Annotated in this window: 18 protein-coding genes and 1 riboswitch; of the genes, 7 read left to right on the forward strand and 11 right to left on the reverse strand. The window is 64.9% G+C overall.

The genetic code is table 11. From position 1 onward, the window contains the following. Positions 1 to 93: 93 nt before the first annotated feature. Positions 94 to 1,194: a helix-turn-helix transcriptional regulator gene (locus E5554_RS04220; protein WP_017502729.1), complete on the forward strand. Its 1,101-nt coding sequence runs from the start codon at positions 94 to 96 to the stop codon at positions 1,192 to 1,194. 362 nt (positions 1,195 to 1,556) lie between these two features. Then, on the forward strand, positions 1,557 to 2,822 hold the full coding sequence (locus tag E5554_RS04225; RefSeq protein ID WP_136186035.1) for a glutamate-5-semialdehyde dehydrogenase: 1,266 nt from the start codon (positions 1,557 to 1,559) through the stop codon (positions 2,820 to 2,822). A 27-nt stretch (positions 2,823 to 2,849) separates the two neighbouring features. On the opposite strand, the gene kdsA is transcribed toward E5554_RS04225, so the two are convergent. Beyond that, positions 2,850 to 3,677: a 3-deoxy-8-phosphooctulonate synthase gene (gene kdsA / locus E5554_RS04230; RefSeq protein ID WP_136186036.1), complete on the reverse strand. Its 828-nt coding sequence runs from the start codon at positions 3,675 to 3,677 to the stop codon at positions 2,850 to 2,852. 5 nt (positions 3,678 to 3,682) lie between these two features. Further along, positions 3,683 to 3,976, reverse strand: coding sequence for a hypothetical protein (locus E5554_RS04235; RefSeq protein WP_004209421.1), 294 nt, complete (start codon positions 3,974 to 3,976; stop codon positions 3,683 to 3,685). Between the two features lie 21 nt (positions 3,977 to 3,997). On the opposite strand from E5554_RS04235, the gene E5554_RS04240 reads away from it, so the two are divergent. Both E5554_RS04240 and E5554_RS04245 read left to right on the forward strand, forming a co-directional pair. Beyond that, the gene (locus E5554_RS04240) at positions 3,998 to 5,122 is read left to right on the forward strand and encodes a hypothetical protein (protein ID WP_136186037.1); all 1,125 of its coding nucleotides are present in this window, start codon (positions 3,998 to 4,000) and stop codon (positions 5,120 to 5,122) included. Then, positions 5,119 to 6,489: a cytochrome P450 gene (locus E5554_RS04245; RefSeq protein WP_136186038.1), complete on the forward strand. Its 1,371-nt coding sequence runs from the start codon at positions 5,119 to 5,121 to the stop codon at positions 6,487 to 6,489. Before E5554_RS04240 ends, E5554_RS04245 begins: the two co-directional genes overlap by 4 nt. A 154-nt stretch (positions 6,490 to 6,643) precedes the next feature. On the opposite strand, the gene E5554_RS04250 is transcribed toward E5554_RS04245, so the two are convergent. The 7 genes from E5554_RS04250 to E5554_RS04285 all read right to left on the reverse strand — a co-directional run bounded on the left by E5554_RS04250 (position 6,644) and on the right by E5554_RS04285 (position 16,968). Then, positions 6,644 to 6,823: a hypothetical protein gene (locus E5554_RS04250; protein ID WP_136186039.1), complete on the reverse strand. Its 180-nt coding sequence runs from the start codon at positions 6,821 to 6,823 to the stop codon at positions 6,644 to 6,646. Then, entirely contained in the window at positions 6,820 to 7,725 is a 906-nt protein-coding gene (locus tag E5554_RS04255) for a transglutaminase family protein (RefSeq protein ID WP_136186040.1), read from the reverse strand. Before E5554_RS04255 ends, E5554_RS04250 begins: the two co-directional genes overlap by 4 nt. Next, positions 7,722 to 10,205: a circularly permuted type 2 ATP-grasp protein gene (locus tag E5554_RS04260; RefSeq protein WP_136186041.1), complete on the reverse strand. Its 2,484-nt coding sequence runs from the start codon at positions 10,203 to 10,205 to the stop codon at positions 7,722 to 7,724. Before E5554_RS04260 ends, E5554_RS04255 begins: the two co-directional genes overlap by 4 nt. 3 nt (positions 10,206 to 10,208) lie before the next feature. Then, the gene (locus tag E5554_RS04265; RefSeq protein WP_136188248.1) at positions 10,209 to 13,553 is read right to left on the reverse strand and encodes a transglutaminase family protein; all 3,345 of its coding nucleotides are present in this window, start codon (positions 13,551 to 13,553) and stop codon (positions 10,209 to 10,211) included. Between the two features lie 640 nt (positions 13,554 to 14,193). Beyond that, positions 14,194 to 16,293, reverse strand: coding sequence for a prolyl oligopeptidase family serine peptidase (locus E5554_RS04275; protein WP_136186043.1), 2,100 nt, complete (start codon positions 16,291 to 16,293; stop codon positions 14,194 to 14,196). A 19-nt stretch (positions 16,294 to 16,312) separates the two neighbouring features. After that, positions 16,313 to 16,582, reverse strand: coding sequence for a hypothetical protein (locus E5554_RS04280; RefSeq protein ID WP_136186044.1), 270 nt, complete (start codon positions 16,580 to 16,582; stop codon positions 16,313 to 16,315). Continuing rightward, a complete protein-coding gene (locus tag E5554_RS04285; RefSeq protein ID WP_136186045.1) occupies positions 16,579 to 16,968 on the reverse strand; it encodes a helix-turn-helix domain-containing protein in 390 nt (129 codons plus the stop codon). The genes E5554_RS04280 and E5554_RS04285 overlap by 4 nt, the downstream gene beginning before the upstream one ends. A 105-nt stretch (positions 16,969 to 17,073) precedes the next feature. Between E5554_RS04285 and E5554_RS04290 the strand changes: the two genes are divergently transcribed. The 3 genes from E5554_RS04290 to E5554_RS04300 all read left to right on the forward strand — a co-directional run bounded on the left by E5554_RS04290 (position 17,074) and on the right by E5554_RS04300 (position 20,687). Beyond that, a complete protein-coding gene (locus tag E5554_RS04290) occupies positions 17,074 to 17,682 on the forward strand; it encodes a flavodoxin family protein (protein ID WP_136186046.1) in 609 nt (202 codons plus the stop codon). A 56-nt stretch (positions 17,683 to 17,738) separates the two neighbouring features. Next, positions 17,739 to 17,846, forward strand: a riboswitch (TPP riboswitch). Between the two features lie 55 nt (positions 17,847 to 17,901). After that, a complete protein-coding gene (gene thiC / locus E5554_RS04295) occupies positions 17,902 to 19,797 on the forward strand; it encodes a phosphomethylpyrimidine synthase ThiC (protein ID WP_136186047.1) in 1,896 nt (631 codons plus the stop codon). A 5-nt stretch (positions 19,798 to 19,802) separates the two neighbouring features. Beyond that, complete coding sequence (locus E5554_RS04300) at positions 19,803 to 20,687, forward strand: DUF5677 domain-containing protein (protein ID WP_136186048.1); 885 nt, start codon at positions 19,803 to 19,805, stop codon at positions 20,685 to 20,687. 11 nt (positions 20,688 to 20,698) lie between these two features. Here E5554_RS04300 and E5554_RS04305 read toward each other — a convergent pair whose 3' ends face one another. Then, complete coding sequence (locus E5554_RS04305; RefSeq protein ID WP_136186049.1) at positions 20,699 to 20,965, reverse strand: Txe/YoeB family addiction module toxin; 267 nt, start codon at positions 20,963 to 20,965, stop codon at positions 20,699 to 20,701. Continuing rightward, positions 20,962 to 21,216, reverse strand: coding sequence for a type II toxin-antitoxin system prevent-host-death family antitoxin (locus tag E5554_RS04310; protein ID WP_017500001.1), 255 nt, complete (start codon positions 21,214 to 21,216; stop codon positions 20,962 to 20,964). The genes E5554_RS04305 and E5554_RS04310 overlap by 4 nt, the downstream gene beginning before the upstream one ends. Between the last annotated feature and the right edge of the window lie 32 nt (positions 21,217 to 21,248).

The raw sequence follows: 21,248 nt of genomic DNA on the forward strand, positions 1-21,248 counted from the left end.
AATATCTGGCAGAAATTACGTAATCCGAACCTTCGTCCATTTGACTCCCTCTTCGACTTGGGCAACCAATTGCTTGGGGAAAATGGGGGTTATATGGCGTCATACGCCGATGGCAGCGATCCGTGGGCCGACCTCTTCTTGTCGGCTGCGCTGGAGCCGCACCTGTGGGATGCGGCGCTGCGCGCCATGGCCCAGGCAACCGGGTCGTGCCATGGCCAATTGATCGGTTTCGGTCCGGGGGCAGCGGCCTTCAACTGGATCAGCGACGTGGCGCCGGATATTATCGAAAAGTCATCGATGATAGACGGCGCTGCCCCGGACCTCAATTTCCGGGTCGCGGCCGACCGACTGCCGGCGCGCCCGGCGATCGTGCATGAAGCCCATTATGATGTCGCGCGCCAGGCACTGCGCGCGGATGACTATCTCGACCTGTGCAGCGACTATGACATTTTCCACGGATGCCAGACGCGTCTGGTCGCCGACGACAATGTGATGATCGGCTTCGCCCTGCTGCGCAGCGAGGCTGATGGCCGCACCAGTGTGGAACAGCGCGACCTGTTCGCCAAGCTGGCCGGTCATGCCCGCCATGCCGTCCGGCTGCAGCGGGCGATCGAGCAACAGGGCTTCGGCCTGCTGGCCGGCACGTTCGAGACCATGGACCGCGCCTGCTGGCTGCTCGACGCGACCGGGCGGGTAGGGGGCATGACGCCGCGTGCCGATGCCTTGCTGTCGACCAGCCGGCTGCGGGTCGGGGACGGCTGGCTGCAGAGCGACCGGGGCGACGAGACGCGCGCAATTTTGCGATCCATACGCGCGGTGGTGGATGTGCCGGCGCGCGAAGCCGATCCGGTGGCGCTTGCCGATGCCGATGGCGGCGTTGGCATCATGCTCGAATTTTTCCCCTTACCCTCCCGCCCCTGGGCACTGCCCTTTGCGCCGCATGCGATGATCGTTGCGCGCGTCGGCGCGCCGACCGAACGCCATGTCCGCCTGCTCATGCGCACTTTCCGCCTGACCCCGGCCGAAGCGGACATCGCCATCCATCTGGCCGCGGGGATGAGTCGTGCGGATATTGCCCAGCGCCGCGGCGTTTCGGCCGAGACGCTCAAGGCCCAGTTGCGCTCCATCTATGACAAGACGGGTTGCAACCGGGAATCGCAGCTGGTGCGCATCGTCGGGATGATGAGCAGCTGAGCTTATCCTTTTATTGCATAAATTTCGCAATTTACCCCTATCGGGGTATGCATCCGCGCCGTTGAAGAGCTAGGTGATTCGACGGGGCAGGAGCATCTTGCCTGCCGACGGCCGATCCATATGCGACCCATGGGTCGGCCGCCGGCATCTCTTCCTGTCTCCCCACACTTCGTCAGGGTTCCGTCCCGCGACATTTTCGTGCTAAGCCACTGCCGGATTTGAAGCATCGTGCGAAAAAGTGGGCGAGCTGGAGTCGAGTGCCTCCGGCTCGGGTTTTTCGCTTCAAACGATGCGCCAACCAAAAGATGGATCGCGCGACCTGCGTTGGATTTGACGCAGCGCGCGTTAGCGCGAGATTACCGATGAACGACCTGACGCAGACCCCCGAAATGCTGATCGCGCAGATGGGCGCGCGTGCGCGCCGCGCCGCCGCCCTGCTCGCGCCAGCCGGGGACGCGCAGAAGGTCGATGCGCTGCGCCGCGCCGCCCAGGCGCTGCGCGACCAGGCGCCCGCCATCCTCGCCGCCAATGCGCGCGACATGGACAATGGCATCGACAATGGCCTGTCCGCCGCGATGCTCGACCGGCTGCGGCTGGACGAGGATCGGATTGCCGCCATGGCCGCCGGCGTCGATCAGGTGGCGACCCTCGACAATCCGCTCGGCAGCGTGATCGACAGCAGCGTGCGCCCCAATGGGCTGGAACTCAGCCGCGTGCGCGTGCCGCTGGGCGTCATCGGCATCATCTATGAAAGCCGCCCCAACGTCACCGCGGACGCCGCCGCCCTCTGCCTGCGCGCCGGCAATGCCGTGATCCTGCGCGGTGGCAGCGAGGCGAAGGAAAGCAACCGCGCGATCCACGCCGCCATGGCAGAGGGAATCGCCGCCGCCGGCCTGCCCGCCGATGCTGTGCAACTCGTCCCCACCACCGATCGCGCCGTGGTCGGCGCGCTGCTGCGCGCATCGGATTTCGTCGACCTCATCGTGCCGCGTGGCGGCAAGAGCCTGGTCGCGCGCGTGCAGGAAGAGGCGCGGGTGCCCGTGCTCGCCCATCTCGACGGCATCAACCACAGCTATGTCGATGGTGCGGCCGATCCGGCCATGGCGGAAAGCCTGGTCATGAATGCCAAGCTGCGCCGCACCGGCGTCTGCGGCTCGACCGAAACGGTGCTGATCGACCGCGCCTATAGTCATGCCCCCGCGCTGGTGAAGGCGCTGCTCGACGCCAAGTGCGAAGTGCGCGGCGATGATGCGGTGCAGGCGATGGACGATCGCGTGGTCGCCGCATCGGACGAGGATTGGGATACCGAATATCTCGACGCCATCGTCTCGATCCGGCTGGTCGATGGCGTGGAAGAGGCGATCGCCCATATCGCCGCCCATGCCAGCCATCATACCGACGCGATCATCACCGAGGATGCGGCGGTGGCCGAACGCTTTCTCAATGCCGTCGACAGCGCGATCGTGATGTGGAACGCCTCGACCCAGTTCGCCGATGGCGGCGAGTTCGGCCTGGGCGCGGAAATCGGCATCTCGACCGGCCGCCTCCACGCCCGCGGCCCGGTCGCGCTCGAAGGGCTCACCACCTATAAATGGATCGTGCGCGGTCGCGGCCAGGCCCGACCCTAAGGCGCTTCTCGGGGTGAAGGGGGAGACTTACCCCTTCACCACCGTATCGATCGCCTTCAACTGCTTCAGCATTGGCCCGACCCAGTCGAGCTTCAGCATCACCGGCCCGTCCGACGGGGCATTGTCGGGGTCTTCATGCGCCTCGGCGAAGATCGCCGCCACGCCCGCGGCCACTGCGCTGCGCGCCAGCAGCGGCGCATAGTCGCGCTGGCCACCGGAGGCCGATCCCAGTCCACCGGGCTGCTGCACCGAATGGGTGGCATCGAAGACCACCGGATAGCCGGTTTCCGCCATCACCGGCAGCGCGCGCATGTCGCTCACCAGCGTATTATAGCCGAAGCTCGCGCCGCGCTCGGTCAGCAATATGCGCTCATTGCCGGTCGACGCGACCTTCTGTGCCACCGCCGCCATGTCCCACGGGGCCAGGAACTGCCCCTTCTTCACATTGATCACCGCGCCGGTCTTGCCGGCCGCGATCAGCAGGTCGGTCTGGCGACAGAGAAAGGCCGGGATCTGCAGGATGTCCACCGCCTGCGCCGCCGCCTCCACCTGTTCGGGGCCATGAATGTCGGTCAGCACCGGGCAACCCAGCACCGCCTTCACCTCGGCCAGGATCGCCAGCCCGGCGTCGATGCCGACGCCGCGCTTGCCTGATACCGACGTGCGGTTCGCCTTGTCGAAGCTGCTCTTGAAGATGAAGGGCACGCCCGCATCCGCCGCCGCCTTCGCCAGCGCATCGGCCATGAACAGCGCATGGTCGCGGCTTTCGATCTGGCAGGGGCCGGAAATCAGGACGAAGGGCAGGTCGTTGCCGAAGGTGACCGGGCCGACCTTCACATGCTTGGGATCGCTCATGCCGCTCACTTGGGCGCCTTTGCGAAGCGGCGCAACAATTGTCCGCGCCACAGCCCCTTGCCGGGATGATAATTCCAGCAGAACCAGCCAAAGGTCAGGCAGGCGAGCAGCGAGGGCAGCGCCATCGGATCGCCATTGGCCTTCATATGGCGATAGAATGTCATGTCGGCGCGCCAGCGGTCGCGCTCACTGCCGCCGCCATTGATGCCGTACATATTGTCATGCTTCCTACAGCCGACATTCCGGTTGTATTTGCGATGGTCTATGAAATAGCAGTAGTCGCGTTCGGGCGTGGTCATGTCCCGATTAGGACCGGGGCAGTGCAGAAATTCAAGCGTAAAGTCTTCTACCTGGGTGGTTTTGATCCGCGCGGCGTCCGTTTCTATCACCAGCTCTATCGCGATCAGGCGGCCCGCTACTCGGCACTGACCGGCGAAGCGGTGGAGGTCAGCGCGCGCCGCGCCGGCCCCGCCAACAGCGCGATCTGGACCGTCACCAACGCCAGCGCCGGGGTCGAGACCGACTATGAATATCTCCGCTGGGAAGACTTGATCGGCAAGGTCTGGATCCGCCATCCCTTTACCCTCGCCTGGCGCGCTGCCCGTGCCTATGCCGGCCATGCCCGGCTGATGCAGTTCGGGCGGATGCGCAAATTGCGCCGCGGCCCGGTCATCACCATCCTCTATCCGCCGATCCTGGCCGTGCTGATCCCGCTGCTGCTGGCGCTGGTCCCGGCGCTGCTGCTGTCGCTGCTGCTGCCCTTCTGGGCGGCCGCGCTGGTCGGCATCGGCATCAGCGCCTTCTTCTCCGGCCGCATCCTTAACAAGCTGGTCGTGCCCTGGCTGCTGCGCTTCATGACCTATCATGGCGCGCTCGCCGCCGACGGGCCGGGGGACGAACTCAATGCCCGGCTCGACCAGTTTGCCGCCCGCATCGCGGCGGAGCTGGACGGCGACTGGGACGAGATCCAGCTCGTCACCCACAGCGCCGGCACGATCCTGGGCATGAGCCTGCTGCGCCGTATCCTCGCGCTGCGCGGTGGCGCGCTGCCTGAGCATTTCGTCATGGTCGGCATGGGACAGGTAGTGCCGGTGATCGGGCTGCGCCGCGACGCCGGCTGGTATCATGCCGACCTCAAGGCGCTCGCCGACCAGCCTTTCCGCTATGTCGACATCAGCTCGCCGCCCGACGGCGCGGCCTATTACAACGTCAATCCGCTGCGCCTTGTCGCCGATCAATTTGCCGCGCGGGTGGACATGCTATCGCCGCGTTTCCATCTCTTCTACTTGGCCGAAAATTATCACGGGGGCTGGTCCAACAAATATGAGGCGCATTTCGATTATCTCAGGGTCGGCGACCGCCTGTCGCCGCTGGATTTCGTGAGCCTGACCGCCGGCCGCCGCACCGTGGACGAAGCGGTCGCCGCCTTCCGGACCATCCCGTGAGCGCGCCCTTCACGCCCCCTTATCCTGAGCCGCCCAAGTCGAAACGCGGCCTCATCAAACGCTTCCTGCGCGGCTGGCACAGCTGGATCCATGTGCTGTTCGACAAGAGCTATACGATGAAGATGGGCGAGATCCGCATGCCGGGTCAGACCATGTATATTGCCAACGAACTGCCGCTGGTGGACAAGATCCTCAAGGGCGGCACCGCCTTCCCCAAGCATAGCGAACTGGTCCGCAATCTCGATCCGCTGATCGGCAATTCGGTCTTCTCCGCCAATGGTGAGGATTGGGAAAGCCAGCGGGCGATGGTCAATCCCGCCTTCGCCCATACCGCGCTCAATCGCTCCATGCCGCTGATGGTCGCAGCCGCCGACGATCTGCTTGCCCGGCTCGACGCCGCCGATCGGTCAAAACCGGTGGATATCGACCCGATGATGACCCATGTCGCGGCTGACATCATCTTCCGCACCCTCTTCTCGCAGACGCTGGACGAGGAACGCTCCAACATCATCCACACCGCCTTCGGCCGGTTCCAGCGGCTCGCCCATTCGGCCTCGATGCTGCGCCTCTACGGCATTCCCGCCGGCTGGTTCGAAAAGCGCGCGAAAGGGCCGGCCCGCGCCATCCATGACGTGTTCCGCCCGATCGTCGAGGCCCGCTACGAAGGCTATCATGACCGGGGCGAGGCGCCCCATCGCGACATTCTCCAGTCGCTGATCGAGGTGCAGGACGCGCAGACCGGCGCCCATTTCACCTGCGAACAGGTGATGGAACAGGTCTCGACCATCTTCCTTGCCGGACATGAAACCTCGGCCAGCACCATGACCTGGGCGCTCTACATGCTCGCCGAATGCGCCCATATCCAGGATCGGGTCCGCGCCGAAGTGGCCGGCATCGCTGGGGACGCAGTGCTGACCGCGCCGATGCTCAAGGATATGGGCCATGTCCGCAACATCTTCCGCGAAACGCTGCGCCTCTATCCGCCGGTCGCCTTCTTCCCGCGCGAAGTCACCTGCCCGATGGAGATGCGCGACAAGCAGTTGGAAGAAGGATCGATGCTGGTCGTCGCGCCCTGGCTGACCCAGCGCAACAAGGATAATTGGGCCTGTCCGCACGCCTTCGACCCCGACCGGTTCGATGATCCCGCCAATGCCGACATGGTGAAACAGGCCTGGTTCCCCTTCGGCCGCGGCCCCCGCGTCTGCGTCGGCGCCGGCTTCGCCCAGCAGGAAGTGATGACCGTGATCGCCTCGGTCATCCGCCGCTACCGCCTCACCATGCCCGCCGGCTTCAAACCCGAACCCATCAGCCGCCTCACCATCCGTCCAAGGACCGGCATGAAGCTGCTGTTCGAGCGGGTGGGGTAACCCGACACTCGCAGATCCTCCCCTGCAAGGGGAGGGGGACCATTTGCAGCGCAAATGGTGGAGGGGTGTCACGCTCTCGATAGGAGGATACCCCTCCGTCAGCGCTGCGCGCTGCCACCTCCCCTTGCAGGGGAGGATGGATTTGAGCTGTGTCCTACCGGCCCTGCGCCGCGGGCAGTTCCACCTGCACCTGCGTCGGGATCGGCGCGGCCATGATCGCGATCCCCGCGACGATCCCCAGCACGCCCCAGACCCAGCGGTTCGCGCGCAGGTCCATGACGCCGCGCGCCAGGCAGTAAAGGCCGGCCAGGACCAGGATGATGGCGGCGATCATGCGACTTCCTCTTTTGCGGTCTCGTCCTCGGGCACGACATCAACGGCGACGCTGATGCTCTGGCCCGATCCGCCGACGAACAGCCCGTCCATCGGCGCGACATCGGCATAGTCGCGGCCCATGGCGATGAACAGATGATCCTCGCCAGTGATGACGCCATTGGTAGGGTCGAAGCCGATCCACCCACGCGTTGGCCCGCACCACAGCATCACCCAGGCATGCATGGCGTCGGCGCCGACCAGCCGGGGCATGCCCGGCGGTGGATAGGTGCGGAGGTATCCGCTGACATAGGCGGCGGGCAGGCCAGCGAGGCGCAGCGCCACCACCATCACATGGGCGAAATCCTGACACACGCCATGGCGCGCGGCAAAGGCGTCGGCCACCGGCGTGCCGGCATCGGTGGCGCTGGGGTCATAGGCGAAGTCCGCCTTGATCCGCTGCGCAAGCTCCAGTGCAGCCGCGACGATCGGCCGGTCGGGCGCCAGCATCGCGCCCGCCCAGTTGCCGATCGCGTCCAGCATCGGCGCGCGGGGCGAGGCATAGAGGAATTGCGCGGGGGCAGAAGCGCTGATGTCGCGATCGGCCAGCGCCGCGCGCGCCACCATGGCGATGCTGGGGTCGTCCGCCTGCGGCAGGATCGGCGCGCCGCCCGCTACCCCAGCGCGGAACCGGCTCTCGATCGTCAATTGCCGCAATGGCTGGTCGATCACCAGCCGCTCGACATGCACCGGCCAGGCGCCCGGCCGCGCCTCGATCGACAGCGGCGCGGGATCGACGCTCAGCGCATAGTCGGCAGTCCATTGCCCGGCCCAGGCCATCGGCCGCAACCGCACATTGAAGCGGGCGACCCGCACCGGCGCGCCATAGCGCAATATGCTTCTGTGCCGGACATGGTAGATCATGACAGCAGCTCTGCGCCCTCGACCTTTTCGGTCTTGCGGACCTGCAGGAAATAGCGCTGGCCGATCGCGTCGGACAAGGCGAGCAGCCGGCTCTCGATATCGGTCAGCGTCGCCATGGTCAGCATGTCGCCGGTCAGCGGCGCCAGCGTCGCCGCCAGCGCGCCGGCCAGCCGCTGCGGCTCCTCCGGCATGCCGTCGCCGCGCAGCGTGGGCAAAGCGGCGACATGTTCGGCAATGCACAGTGCCTGATAGGCGATCGATCGGGGATTCTGCGGCTCCAGCGCCACCAGATCGCGCACCGGCGGCAGCGACGGGCCGGTCAGATAGCGGTTGCGATAGCTGATCTGGCTGTCATGCAGGTCGAGCAGGACGGTCAGGTCGTCGGCCGACGCCCAGTCGCTGCCCAGCAGCAAGGTCAGCCGGCATCCGGTGATCGCCCGCTCGATCCGCCGCCCCATGTCGTGGAAGCGCCACCCCTCGGTGCGCGCCATATTCTCCGCCGCCAGCCCCGACAGCGCCGAGATCCGCTCGATCATGCGCGATGCCGCATCCAGCAGCGTCTCGGTCACCGCCCCGTCGAACGCCGGCAAAGGCAGGCGCACCAGCCGCCAGAAATCGGTCGCCAGCCGATCGCGCAGCCCCTCGCCGATATTGGCGACCACGCCCATCAGCGCGCGCACGCTGCCCGGCTGGCGCGCATCGCCCAGTGCCTGCGCGCACAGCGCGCCGACCGGCTGCGCCGCGTTGCTGGTGGCCCCCCATAAAGCAAGCTGCCCCGCCAGCCGCGCCATGGTCGGCGAATCCGACGACGGCCCCATATCGACCTCGATCGATTCGCCCACCACCGCGCGGATCACCCGCAACGTCATTTCGGTCCGCTCGATATAGCGGCCCAGCCAATAGAGATTGTCCGCAGCCTTGGTCGGCAACAGCCCGCCGATCCGCCGGATCGCCGGCGCGCCGCCATCGCCGAGCAGCGTATCGGGCGGCACCGGCTGGCTGTCGATCACGCACATGTCGGCCGACATGTCGCCTTCGCCCATCAGCGCGGCACGGATATCGCCATGCGCGGCCAGCCGGGCAAAGGCGCCCGGCATGATCCGCCACTGCCCCAGCCCGTCGCGCGCCACGAACACGCGCAGGGTGAAGGGCAGGGGGGCCAGCCGCCCGCCGACGATCGCCGGGGTGGTGGACAGCTTCACCACCTCCTGCCCGACATAGTCCATCGGCCGCCGCGCTATCGCCTCCAGCAAGGTCGCGCGCTGGTCCGCGTCCAGCGTCGACCCCTGCACCGATCGCGCCGGGCCAAGCCCCGCCGCATCCCGATCGAACGCCGACGCGACCAGCAATTCGTCCAGATGGCCGGTCACATGGCAGCGCTCGCGCTCCTGCCCGCACCACCAGGTGGCGATATTGGGCAGCAGCAGGTCGGTGCCCAGCAGGGCCTTGGCCAGTTGCGGCAGGAAGGCGGCAAAGGCGCGCGCCTCGATCACGCCCGCGCCCGGCCAGTTGCTGACCATCAGCCCGCCGCGCGCGCAGGCATCATACAGGTCGGGCACGCCGATCCGCGATTCCCCGTCGAACGCCAGCGGGTCGAGGAAGCGGCTGTCCATCCAGCGCCACAGCCCGTCGATCCGCTTCAGCCCCTCGATCGTGCGCACGAACAGGCGCCCGTCGCTGACGATCAGGTCATCGCCCTCGACCAGCATCAGGCCCAGATAACGGGCCAGATGTGCCTGCTCGGCATAGCTCTGGTTGAACCGGCCCGGCGTCAGCAGCCCGATGCGCGGATCGGCGCGCTGGCAATCGACCGCCAGGCCCCGGCGCAGGTCGGCGAAGAAGGGCGCCAGTCGCCGCGTGTTCATCGCGCCCAGCAGATCGCCGGTCGCCCGCGACAGTGCCAGCCTGTTCTCCAGCGCATAGCCGACACCCACGGGCGTACGTACCCGGTCGGCCAGCACCCGCCATTCGCCATCCGGTCCGCGCCCCAGATCGGCGGCATAGAAATGGAGATAATGGCCGCGCGGTGGCGCCGCCCCGGTCATCACCCGCCAATAATGCGGGCTGCCGGTCACCACCGCGGCGGGCAGCTTGCCCTCGCGCACCAGGCTCTGGGTGCTATAGATGTCGCTGATCACCCGCTCCAGCAACTCGGCCCGCTGCATCAGCCCCTGTTCGATCCGGGTCCATTCGCCCGCGCCGATCAGCATCGGGATCGAGCTCAGCGGCCAAGGCCGCTCCTGCTCGTCGCCGGTCAGACGGAACGCCAGGCCCAGATCCTGCGCCTGTCGCTCGACATTGCCGGCCAGCGTCGCGGGATCGCCCTGACCCTGTTCGGACAATCGATCCAGCATCGCGCGCCAGCGTGGCGCCATCTCTGCCGGCGCCCCGGCGAACAAGTCACCGGCGGACGCGCGCGCCAGATAGTCGCCGGCCCAGCCGGACGCTTCGAGACCCGGCAGGACAGGCGAGTCGGTCATCGTCTAATATTCGGGATGCCTGAACCGAAGGTCCAGCGTCATCGGAAATTCGCTCGGGGGTTCGGCCGGCGGCATGTCGACCGGGCCGGGCGTATGGCCATGATCCTGGAACCGCGCCTTGCGCCGCGCCTCCGCCTCATAGCTGTTGATCGGCACATCGTCATAATTGCGCCCGCCCGGATGGGCGACATGATAGACGCAGCCGCCCAGCGACCGCCCGCTCCAGCTGTCGAAGATATCGAAGGTCAGCGGCGCATTGGCGGGCAGATTGGGGTGCAGGCAATTGGCCGGCGCCCATGCCTTGTAGCGCACGCCGCCCACCGCCTCGCCCGGCACGCCGGTCGGCGTCATGGGCACCCGCCGGCCGTTGCAGCTGACGATATGGCGCCCGGCGACCAGGCCGGACACGCGTACCTGCAACCTCTCGGTCGAACTGTCGACATAGCGCACCGTACCGCCGATCGCGCCGGTCTCGCCCAGCACATTCCACGGCTCCAGCGCATGGCTGATCTCCAGCCCGACCCCGCCGGCCTCCACGCTGCCATGCACCGGGAAGCGGAACTGGCGCTGCGCCTCGAACCAGTTGGGATCGAAATCATAGCCCGCCTGGCGCAGGTCGTTCAGCACCTCCAGGAAATCGGCCCAGACGAAATGGCCCAGGAAGAAACGGTCGTGCAGCACCGTGCCCCAGCGCACCAGATTGCCCTGCTGCGGCTCGCGCCAGAACCAGGCGGTCAGCGCGCGCAGCAGCAATTGCTGGGCCAGGCTCATCTGCGGGTCTGGCGGCATCTCGAACCCGCGAAATTCGACGAGGCCCAGCCGCCCGGTCGGGCCATCGGGCGAGAACAGCTTGTCGATGCAGATTTCGGTGCGATGGGTGTTGCCGGTCACATCGACCAGCAGGTTGCGGAACAGCCGGTCCACCAGCCAGGGCGGCGGCAGCTTGTCCTCCCCGTCGCGCACCGGATTGGGCACCTGCGCCAGCGCAATCTCCAGCTCATAGAGGCTGTCGTGCCGCGCCTCGTCGATGCGCGGCGCCTGGCTGGTCGGGCCGATGAACAGGCCGGAAAACAGATAGGAAAGCGACGGGTGCCGCTGCCAGTAGAGGACGAAGCTCTTGAGCAAGTCCGGCCGGCGGATGAACGGGCTGTCGTTGACGCTCGCCCCGCCCAGGACCAGATGATTGCCGCCACCGGTGCCGACCGACCGGCCATCGACCATGAACTTGTCGGCGGTCATCTTCACCTCGCGGGCATCCTCATAGACGCCCTGGGTGATCGCCACCGTCTCCGCCCAGCTTGTCGCTGGCTGGATATTCACCTCGACCACGCCGGGGTCGGGCGTCACCTTCAGCACGTTGACGCGCGGGTCGGACGGCGGCGCATAGCCCTCGATCCGCACCGGGATGCGGGTCGCCTCGGCCACCTTCTCGACCTGGGCAATTAACTCCAGATAATCGTCCAGCGTCTTCACCGGCGGGATGAAGACCGACAGGAAATTGCCGCGCGGCTCCACCGTGACGGCGGTGCGCACCGCCCCTTCGATGAACACCTGTTCCTGCCGGTCCTGATGCGCGGCGGCGGCGACTTCGGACCGCTCGAACCGTTCCGCCGGCGCGCTGGTTTCGGCTGCCGCCTCGGCGCGATAATCGGCCAGCGGTTCACGCGGTTCGCTCGTGTCCTGCGGGTGGATATAGGGAAAATCGGACGGTGGCACATAGGGCAGGGTGCCCAGCGGCAGGCGATAGCCCAGCGCCGAATCCCCCGGCACCGCGAACAGCGCCTTGCGCCGTACCTTCCACACCTCGCTCTGCCAGCGCGGCGCACTCGCCTGCGTCTGCCAGCGCTGGATCGGCAGCACATAGCCGACCGTCTTGGAAAGGCCGCCCTCGAACGCGCGCACCATCCGGCTGCGCTCCTCGGGATTGTCGAACTTGGGGTCGCCCGGCTCGGTATTGGCGGGCAGTTCCGCCTCCTTCACCGACCAGGCCAGCGCATCCTCATACACCGGCTGGACGAAATCCGTCTCGACCCCCAGCCCGTCCGCCATGGCCGTCAGGAAGCGGCCGGCATCCTCGGCGGTAATGGTCGTATCGCCCGCCTCCGGTTCGCCCGCGATCAGCCCGGCATCGCGCCAGATCGGCACGCCATCCGCCCGCCAGTAGATCGAATAGCCCCAGCGCGGCAGGCTTTCGCCCGGATACCATTTGCCCTGGCCATGATGCAGCAGCGCGCCCGGCGCAAAACGGTCGCGCAGCCGCCGGATCAGCCGGTCGGCATAGCCCGCCTTGGTCGGCCCCACCGCGTCGCCATTCCACTCGCCCGCCTGCGGGTCGTCGACCGCGACGAAGGTCGGCTCGCCGCCGGTGGTCAGCCGCACATCCTGCGCGATCAGGTCCGCGTCCACCTGCTCGCCCAGCGCCATCAGCGACGCCCAGCGCGCTTCGGTAAAGGGCTTGGTGATCCGCACCGCCTCGGCAATGCGGCTGACATTCATCGCGAAATTGAAATCGACCTCAGCCGGTTCGGCCATGCCGCTGATCGGCGCGGCAGACCGATAATGGGGCGTGGCGCAGAGCGGGATATGCCCCTCGCCCGCGAACATGCCGCTGGTCGCGTCGAGCGCGATCCAGCCGGCGCCGGGCACATAGGCCTCCGCCCAGGCATGCAGGTCGACCACATCCTGGGTAACGCCCTTGGGCCCTTCGATTGGCTCGACGTCGGCGACCAACTGAATCGAATAGCCCGACACGAAACGCGCGGCAAAGCCGAGGCGTCGCAGCAGCTGCACCAGCAGCCAGGCGGAATCGCGGCACGACCCGGTGCCGATGTCCAGCGTCTCCTCGGGTGACTGCACCCCGGATTCCATGCGGATGACATAGCCGATGCGCTGCTGCAACTTGCTGTTTACATCGACCAGGAAGTCGATCGTCCGCCCCTCGAACGATGCATGCTGCGCGACCAGCGCCTCGAACAGCTGCCCTTGCGCCTCGACGTCATAATAGGCCGCCAGATCGGTCTCCAGCTGCTCGTCATAGCTGAAGGGGTAATTTTCCGCATAGGGTTCGACGAAGAAGTCGAACGGATTGATGATATCCAGATCGGCCAGCAGGTCGACCTCGATACTGAAATGATCGACCGGATCGGGAAAGACGATCCGCGCCAGCCAGTTGCCGTGCGGGTCCTGCTGCCAGTTGAGGAAATGGTTCGCCGGCTCGATCTTCAGCGCATAATTGGGGATCTTGGTGCGACTGTGCGGCGCGGGCCGCAATCTTATCACTTGCGGACCCAGACGGATCGGGCGGCTATAGCGATAGGCGGTCAGGTGGTGCAGCGCGGCCTTGAGCATGATGCGATCAGAAACCACGCTTTGCTGCAATGCAATGCGAAACTGTCGCTTGGCCAAAGATTCTCGCAATTTCCGTTCGCGTAAGTCCCGGCCATCCCCTCATTTAACCGACGTTATCCCGGACCCTTCGACAGGCTCAGGGCATGCTTGATCCTGACTTCCGTCAGGATGACGCAGGTCGTGATTGGCAGGAAGCGACCAAGAGCGGCGGTAAATTCCTCCCCTGTAAGGGGAGGGGGACCACGAAGTGGTGGAGGGGTGTCACGCTATCGAGAGGGGGATACCCCTTCGTCTGGCCTTCGGCCAGCCACCTCCCCTTGCAGGGGAGGATAGTCTGAAAACGACCATTTGCAGACGCTCGTTGCCGAGGTATCAGCAAGCATGGATTTGGCATTTTTGATTATTGGGTTAGCTGCGTTAGGGTTGCTCGCAGTCGGCCTTTTGACAGGAGAAATGCCCAATTCTGTCGGCAATCCGACCCGGCAGGCCCGTCCCCGCATGTTCTGGAGCCTCGCTCTAGTCTACGGACTGATTGCCGGAATGAGCCTAATCAAAGCTGTGGCATCGGTGAGCTGACAGTCCGTTATCCACCCATCCCGGCCATTCGGCGCGCGCTGAATTTGTCCACGCGGCCGAACCCCTATTTCCCCTCCAGCCTTTGGCTGAAATAGACCATCTGCATCGCCTGCAGCCGCGCGCCCTGTTCGATATCGGCGTCGCCCGAATGACCGCCGGCGGTATCCTCGTAGAAGAGATAGGGCAGGCCATAATCCTTCAGCCGCGCGGCGAACTTGCGCGCATGCTGCGGCCCGACCCGGTCGTCCTTGGTCGTGGTCCAGATATAGGGCGTGGGATAGGCCACCCCCTTGCGGATATTGGCATAGGGCGAGATCTTCTCGAGAAACGCCTTCTCCTCCGGCACCGACACGCTGCCATATTCATCGACCCAGGATGCGCCGGCGGCGATCTGCTCGTATCGGATCATGTCGAGCAAAGGCACCTGGATCACCACCCCGTTCCACAGCTCGGGATGCTGGTTGAACTCGACCCCCATCAACAGCCCGCCATTGGACCCGCCATAAATGCCGAACTTCCTGGGGCTGGACAGTTTGCGCGCAAAGATATCCTGCGCCACCGCCGCGAAATCATCATAGATGATCTGGCGCTTGGTCTTGAGGCCCGCCTCATGCCAGGCCGGGCCGAACTCGCCGCCGCCGCGGATATTGGCCAGCACGAAACTATTGCCCCGCTCCAGCCACAGCTTGCCGGTGATCGCGGCATAGCTGGGCGTCATCGGCACCTCGAAGCCGCCATAGGCGGTCATGATCGCCGGCGTGCTGCCGTCGGGCGTCATCCCCTTCTTGTGAACGATGAAATAGGGGATTTTCGTCCCGTCGCTCGATGTGGCCTCAAACTGCTCGACCACCAGCCCCGCCGCGTCGAACCGCGCCGGCATCGCCTTGACCTGCACCGGCTTGGGGTCGGCCGCGTCCATCGCCCATAATGTCGTCGGCGCCAGGAATCCTGCCACCGCTAGATAGGTCTTGTCGCTCTTGTCGGACGCGGCGACCGTGCTGATCGTCGCATTGTCGGGCAGGTCGACCGGCTGCGCGCTCCAGCCGCTGGCCGCGCGCGCATAGACCCGCACCCGCCCGCGCACATTGTCATTGAGGCTCAGCACGACCCGATTCTGCGTCGCCACCACCCCGTCGATCGACTGGCGCGGCGTCGGCGCGAACAGGATTTCGGGCGTCAGCACGCCGCCATCCTGCAACGCTTTCAGCGCCACGCTCGCCAGCGCGCCCGCCGGCACGGTCACGCCGCCGCTGGCCCATTCCTCGCTGGTCTGGATCAGCACCTGCCCGTCGACCATGCCCTGCAGCTGGCTTTTGGCCGGCAGCGCCAGCCGCTTCGTCCCCTGCGCCGTCAGCAGCCAGGTCTCGTTGCCGAAGAAGGTGACGCCGCGAAACAGGAAGGCGGCCCTGTTGCCCTGCCCATCGCTCAGCAGGATCGGCATCGACATGAGCTGGTCGCTCGCCGCGCCACGAAACACTTCCTGCGCGTCTTCCAGCCTCTGCCCGCGCTTCAGCGTCTTGATGATGAAGGGATAGCCCGACTTGGTCAGGCTTTCCGCACCCCAGTCGCGCGACAGCAGCAGGCTGTCCTTGTCCAGCCAGGCCGCATCCTGCTTGGCATTGGCAATGTCGAACCCGCCCGGCACGAACCGGCCGTCGACCAGGTCGAACTCGCGCAGCCGCACCGCATCCTCGCCGCCGTCCGACAGCGCCAGCAGCGCGATCCGCTCCTCGGGGGCGAGGATGGTCGCGCCCTTCCACACCCATTTCTTGCCCTCGGCCCCGGACAGCGCATCCAGGTCCAGCACGGTCGTCCAGCTCGGCGACGCCGACGCATAATCGGTCTCGGACGTATAGCGCCACACGCCCTGCGGATGGTCGGCATCGCGCCAGAAATTATAGATGCGGCCATGGATCAGCATCGGCATCGCGATCCGGTCCTTGGCCGATGCGATCGCCAGCGCGTCCCTGTAATAGCCGGCATAGCGCGGATCGCCCTGCAGCGTGGCGACGGTCGCCTTATTCTCCGCCTCCACCCACTGCATTGCGCGCGGCCCGGTCCAGTCCTCCAGCCAGACGAATGGATCGTCGGCAGGCGCGTCGGGGGCGGGCGCAGCAGCGCCGGTCAGCAAGGCAGCAGAAACCATCGTCAAAAACCTCTTCATTGCGCCCCCCTCATTGTCCTCAACCCTGCGCCAACCGCCCCCGCAGATAGCGCCGTCGCAGCACCGCCCCCGCCACCAGCAAGGGTAGCGCCGCGGCGCAGGCGATCAGCCCCAGCAGCATCGGCGACCAGCCCATCAGGCTATGGACGCCAAAGGCCGATGGCAGGATCAGCAGCAGTGCGCCCAGCGTCAGCAGCCACAGCCCCCAGCGCCGTGGCCGCACCGCCACCATCCGCATCTCGTGCCGCAACGCCTTGCGCCGGGCCTTCTTGTCGGCGGCGACGCTCATGCCGCCTCCGCCTGGCGCGCGGCGAAATCGGTCCGTGCCTGCACCACCGCCGGATAGCTGCCCTCGATCCACTGGAACAGCGGCCCCAGCGCATCGCCCAGCGACACGCCCAGCGGCGTCAGTTCATATTCGACATGCGGCGGCACGGTCGCGAAGTCGTGGCGCGCCACCAGCCCATTGGCCTCCAGCGCGCGCAGCGTCTGGGTCAGCATCTTCTGGCTGATCCCGCCGATCCGCCGCTTCAGCTCGCCATTGCGCCGCACCCCCTGGCCGACCACCAGCAGGATCAGCAGGCTCCACCGATCCCCGATCAGGTCCAGCAGGTCGCGCGACGGGCAATGCGCCTCGCACGGATCGATCCGCTGCGTCCATTCCGGCAGCTTCATGGGTAGGTACTCCAAGGTGCGTACTTCACTTGCAGTACCTAGGCATCCATCTTGGCGTCCGCAAGCCGGCTGCACCCTCATGACGTGAAACAAGGACATAGGAAAATGAGCAAGATCGCCATCGTCTACCATAGCGGCTTCGGCCATACCGATGTGCTGGCGCGCGACGTCGCCCAGGGCGTCACCGACAGCGGCGGCGTCGCCGACCTGCTGCGCATCGACGGCCTCCAGGCCGATTTCGGCGAATTTTTCGATCGCATCGCCGACGCTGATGCCATCATCTTTGGCTCCCCCACCTATATGGGCACCGTCTCCGCGCCGATGAAGGCGTTCATGGATGCGAGCGCCAAAGTCTATTTCACGAAAGCGTGGAAGGACAAGCTTGGCGCCGCCTTCACCGTCTCCGGCTCGCCCTCGGGCGACAAGCTCAACACCCTGACCAGCCTCGCCATCTTCGCTGCTCAGCATGGCATGCTGTGGATCGGCACCGGCCAGAATCCGGGCAATAATGACGATGAAAGTGCTGCGATCGAGGTCGAAAACCGTCTCGGCAGCTTCATCGGCGCCATGGCCCAGGCGGCCAATGACAGCCCGGACGTCACGCCCAAGGCCGGCGACCGCGCCACCGCCCGTTCGCTCGGTCGCCGCGTGGCGCAGGCAGCGACCCGCTGGCGCGCTGGCATCGATCATCGGGCCGATGCCTTGCTGGCCTGATCGACGGCACGGCGGGCAGGGGCTTCCCCTGCCGCCGCGCTTGCGCTATCCAATGCCCATATCCCCGGGGGACCGTCCGCAGACGGTTGAGAGGCGGCTTTGTGGCCGCGACCCGCTGAACCTGATCCAGTTGACACTGGCGTAGGGAGGGAAGCGCGTCGTGCCACTCGTCCCGTGACACCGCCCGCACTCTCTTTCCGCCTGAAGGAGAGAGAAGTTATGGCAGACGTCCCCGCCCGCACCGAAATGCGCGTCACCACAGGCCCGATTCGCGGCTCGAAGAAGATCCATGTCGGCCCGCGCAAGGTCGCCATGCGCGAAATTCATCTGGAGCCGGGCAGCGGCGAGCCGCCGGTCCGCGTCTATGACACGTCCGGCCCCTATACCGATCCCGATGCCCGCATCGACATCATGGCCGGCCTCCAGCAACTCCGCCGCGACTGGATCCGCGATCGCGGCGATGTCGAGGAATATGATGCGCGCGAGATCAAGCCGGAGGATAATGGCCTCAAAGGGCCGGACCGCAGCGGTGGCGTCCAGCCCTTCCCGAACGTGGTGAAGCGTCCCCTGCGCGCCAAGCCCGGCGCCAACGTCTCCCAGATGCATTATGCCCGTCGCGGCATCATCACTCCCGAAATGGAATATGTCGCCGAGCGCGAAAATCTCGGCCGCGCCCGCCTCGCCGAATATGTCCGCGACGGCGAAAGCTGGGGCGCGTCGATCCCCGACTATGTGACGCCCGAATTCGTCCGCGATGAAGTGGCCCGTGGCCGCGCGATCATCCCGTCGAACATCAACCACCCCGAATCCGAGCCGATGGCGATCGGCCGCAATTTCCTGGTGAAGATCAACGCCAATATCGGCAATTCGGCGGTCGCCTCCGACGTCGCCTCCGAAGTCGACAAGCTGGTCTGGTCGATCCGCTGGGGCGCGGACACGGTGATGGACCTCTCCACCGGCCGCAACATCCACGACACCCGCGAATGGATCATCCGCAACTCGCCCGTGCCGATCGGCACCGTCCCCATCTATCAGGCGCTCGAAAAGGTCGGCGGCATCGCCGAGGAGCTGACCTGGGACATTTTCCGCGACACGCTGATCGAACAGGCCGAACAGGGCGTCGACTATTTCACCATCCATGCCGGCGTTCGCCTCGCCTATATCCCGATGGCGGCGAAGCGCGTCACCGGCATCGTCTCGCGCGGCGGATCGATCATGGCGAAATGGTGCCTGGCGCACCACAAGGAGAGCTTCCTCTACGATCATTTCGACGAGATCACGGAGATCATGAAGGCCTATGACATCGCCTATTCCCTGGGCGACGGCCTGCGCCCCGGCTCGATCGCCGACGCCAATGACGAAGCGCAATTCTCCGAACTCTATACCCTGGGCGAACTGACCCACCGCGCCTGGAAACAGGATGTGCAGGTGATGATCGAAGGGCCGGGCCATGTGCCCATGCACAAGATCAAGGAGAATATGGAAAAGCAGCTCCAGGTCTGCGGCGAAGCGCCCTTCTATACGCTCGGGCCGCTCACCACCGACATAGCGCCGGGCTATGATCATATCACTTCAGGCATCGGCGCAGCGCAGATCGGCTGGTATGGCACGGCGATGCTCTGCTACGTCACGCCCAAGGAGCATCTGGGCCTGCCCGACCGTGACGATGTGAAGGTCGGCGTCGTCACCTACAAGCTCGCCGCCCACGCCGCCGATCTTGCCAAGGGCCACCCGGCCGCCAAGGTCCGCGACGACGCGCTCAGCCGCGCCCGCTTCGAATTCCGCTGGCGCGACCAGTTCAACCTGTCGCTCGATCCCGACACGGCCGAACAATATCACGACCAGACCCTGCCAGCCGAAGGCGCCAAGAGCGCCCATTTCTGCTCCATGTGTGGCCCTAAATTCTGCTCGATGAAGATCACGCAGGAAGTGCGCGACTTCGCCGCAAAGAAGAACCAACCCGCCGACGGTTTCCTAGAAGCCGGTCTCACCGGCGCGGAAGTGGCCGAAGCCAGCAAGGCCGCAGCCCTGAAAGGCATGGAAGAGATGAGCAAACTCTTCAAGGAAACCGGCAGCGAACTCTATATGGGCGCCGGTGGCAGGGAGCATGATTGAGTAAAATGAAAATATCTGAAGATTCGTTGGTAAAATGCGAACCAATTTTTCAATGTTTCGTTCATGAAATGGGTATCGTAAACGATTTTGGGAAAGATATATTTTTTACAATCGGCGTGAAGCCGAGTTTGTATTCTGAAACAATGCGTGTTTTGAATCATTATGCTTCAGATAGAGCAAGGTCAGCTTATTGCATGCTGGTTAACGGAATGGTCTGGGATGCTGAGATAATCGTTCGATCATTTTATGAGGCAGTAGCCAAGTCTCTTTTCTTGGCGACGGCGATTCAGGAGCGCCGTGAAGCGCTTCTTGAGGAGTATTGGGAAGTTCTGCCTGCGATTTTTGATCATGAAGGAGCAGATCGCGCGGAAATCGCTGAAAAATTGGCGCGGCGTCACGGAAATAAAGATGATGAACGGGTGTTAGCTCATCTTAGGAATTCGACCATTTTTAATTTGGATCGTGTCGGAAACAGGAAATTTAGAAGCGAAGTTAAGCAGAGGTGGTCATTTTCAGGGATAGTTTCATTGCTTAGTGGATCCAACAAAAGCCATAATCGCATCGCATTTATCGACACACTTTTTCATGGCTATGGAATGTCTAGCCATCTTTTGCATGCTAGCCCAAAAGCAATGGATCTTATGGAGGATCGAGTTACGCGCGGATCGGATTTGAAGTTGCTTGAGGTGTCTCACGTGACCAGAATTCTGTCAGATATTCTGCATCTATCCGCATTTAGTTTCCATCAAGTGCAGATCGCGACCATTGCAAAATTGCCTCTACCTTCTGTCATAAAGGAATCTTTGGAACGTTTTTCGGAGATCGTGCGTCCTTTTCGGGAAGAGTTTGCGCGTTCTCAAGATGGTTTTTATGGAAAATATGAGAGTTAAAGCCGTTCCCTTCAATAATGATACCGGCAACTCAGCACTTCCAGCGCCTGCGTCTCCCCTGATCCGCCGACCCGATAGACCAGTCGATGCTCGCCGGTGATGCGCCTTGACCACCAGCCGGCCAGGTTCTGCCGCAATGGCTCCGGCTTGCCGGTGCCGCGAAACGGATCGCGGCGGCATTCCTCGATCAGCGCGTTGATCCGCGCCAGCACCTTGGGATCATCCGCTGCCCAGGCGACATAGTCGCGCCAGGCCTGGCCCCCGAAGACGATCTTCACGGCGCGATCAGCTCATGCTCCTCGCCGAGCCCGGCATCCAGTTGCCCGATGCCCTCCAGCAGATGCTGGGCATTGGCGGGCGACGCCAGCAGGTGCAGCGTCTCCTGCATGCCCTCCCATTCGCTTTGCGAAATCATCACCACGCCTTCGCCCTTGGGCCGCACGATCTGGATCGGCGCCTTGTCGGCGACGACACGGTCGAGCACGGCCTTGAGATTGGCGCGGGTTTCGGAAACGCTGACGGTCTGCATGAAAGATATGTACTAAATTATGTACAAAATCG

Origin of the sequence: Sphingobium sp. PAMC28499, assembly GCF_004795815.1 — a bacterium.
Classification (GTDB): Bacteria; Pseudomonadota; Alphaproteobacteria; order Sphingomonadales; family Sphingomonadaceae; genus Sphingobium; species Sphingobium yanoikuyae.

Excerpts from the sequence above, each read along its gene's own strand:
- E5554_RS04280 (WP_136186044.1), bottom strand. The coding sequence starts at position 16,582 with ATGAGCGTCGCCGCCGACAAGAAGGCCCGGCGCAAGGCGTTGCGGCAC.
- E5554_RS04285 (WP_136186045.1), bottom strand. The coding sequence starts at position 16,968 with ATGAAGCTGCCGGAATGGACGCAGCGGATCGATCCGTGCGAGGCGCAT.
- E5554_RS04310 (WP_017500001.1), bottom strand. The coding sequence starts at position 21,216 with ATGCAGACCGTCAGCGTTTCCGAAACCCGCGCCAATCTCAAGGCCGTG.
- E5554_RS04290 (WP_136186046.1), top strand. The coding sequence starts at position 17,074 with ATGAGCAAGATCGCCATCGTCTACCATAGCGGCTTCGGCCATACCGAT.
- E5554_RS04300 (WP_136186048.1), top strand. The coding sequence starts at position 19,803 with ATGAAAATATCTGAAGATTCGTTGGTAAAATGCGAACCAATTTTTCAA.
- thiC (WP_136186047.1), top strand. The coding sequence starts at position 17,902 with ATGGCAGACGTCCCCGCCCGCACCGAAATGCGCGTCACCACAGGCCCG.
- E5554_RS04235 (WP_004209421.1), bottom strand. The coding sequence starts at position 3,976 with ATGACCACGCCCGAACGCGACTACTGCTATTTCATAGACCATCGCAAA.
- kdsA (WP_136186036.1), bottom strand. The coding sequence starts at position 3,677 with ATGAGCGATCCCAAGCATGTGAAGGTCGGCCCGGTCACCTTCGGCAAC.
- E5554_RS04255 (WP_136186040.1), bottom strand. The coding sequence starts at position 7,725 with ATGATCTACCATGTCCGGCACAGAAGCATATTGCGCTATGGCGCGCCG.
- E5554_RS04260 (WP_136186041.1), bottom strand. The coding sequence starts at position 10,205 with ATGACCGACTCGCCTGTCCTGCCGGGTCTCGAAGCGTCCGGCTGGGCC.
- E5554_RS04250 (WP_136186039.1), bottom strand. The coding sequence starts at position 6,823 with ATGATCGCCGCCATCATCCTGGTCCTGGCCGGCCTTTACTGCCTGGCG.
- E5554_RS04220 (WP_017502729.1), top strand. The coding sequence starts at position 94 with ATGGCGTCATACGCCGATGGCAGCGATCCGTGGGCCGACCTCTTCTTG.
- E5554_RS04265 (WP_136188248.1), bottom strand. The coding sequence starts at position 13,553 with ATGCTCAAGGCCGCGCTGCACCACCTGACCGCCTATCGCTATAGCCGC.
- E5554_RS04275 (WP_136186043.1), bottom strand. The coding sequence starts at position 16,293 with ATGAAGAGGTTTTTGACGATGGTTTCTGCTGCCTTGCTGACCGGCGCT.
- E5554_RS04225 (WP_136186035.1), top strand. The coding sequence starts at position 1,557 with ATGAACGACCTGACGCAGACCCCCGAAATGCTGATCGCGCAGATGGGC.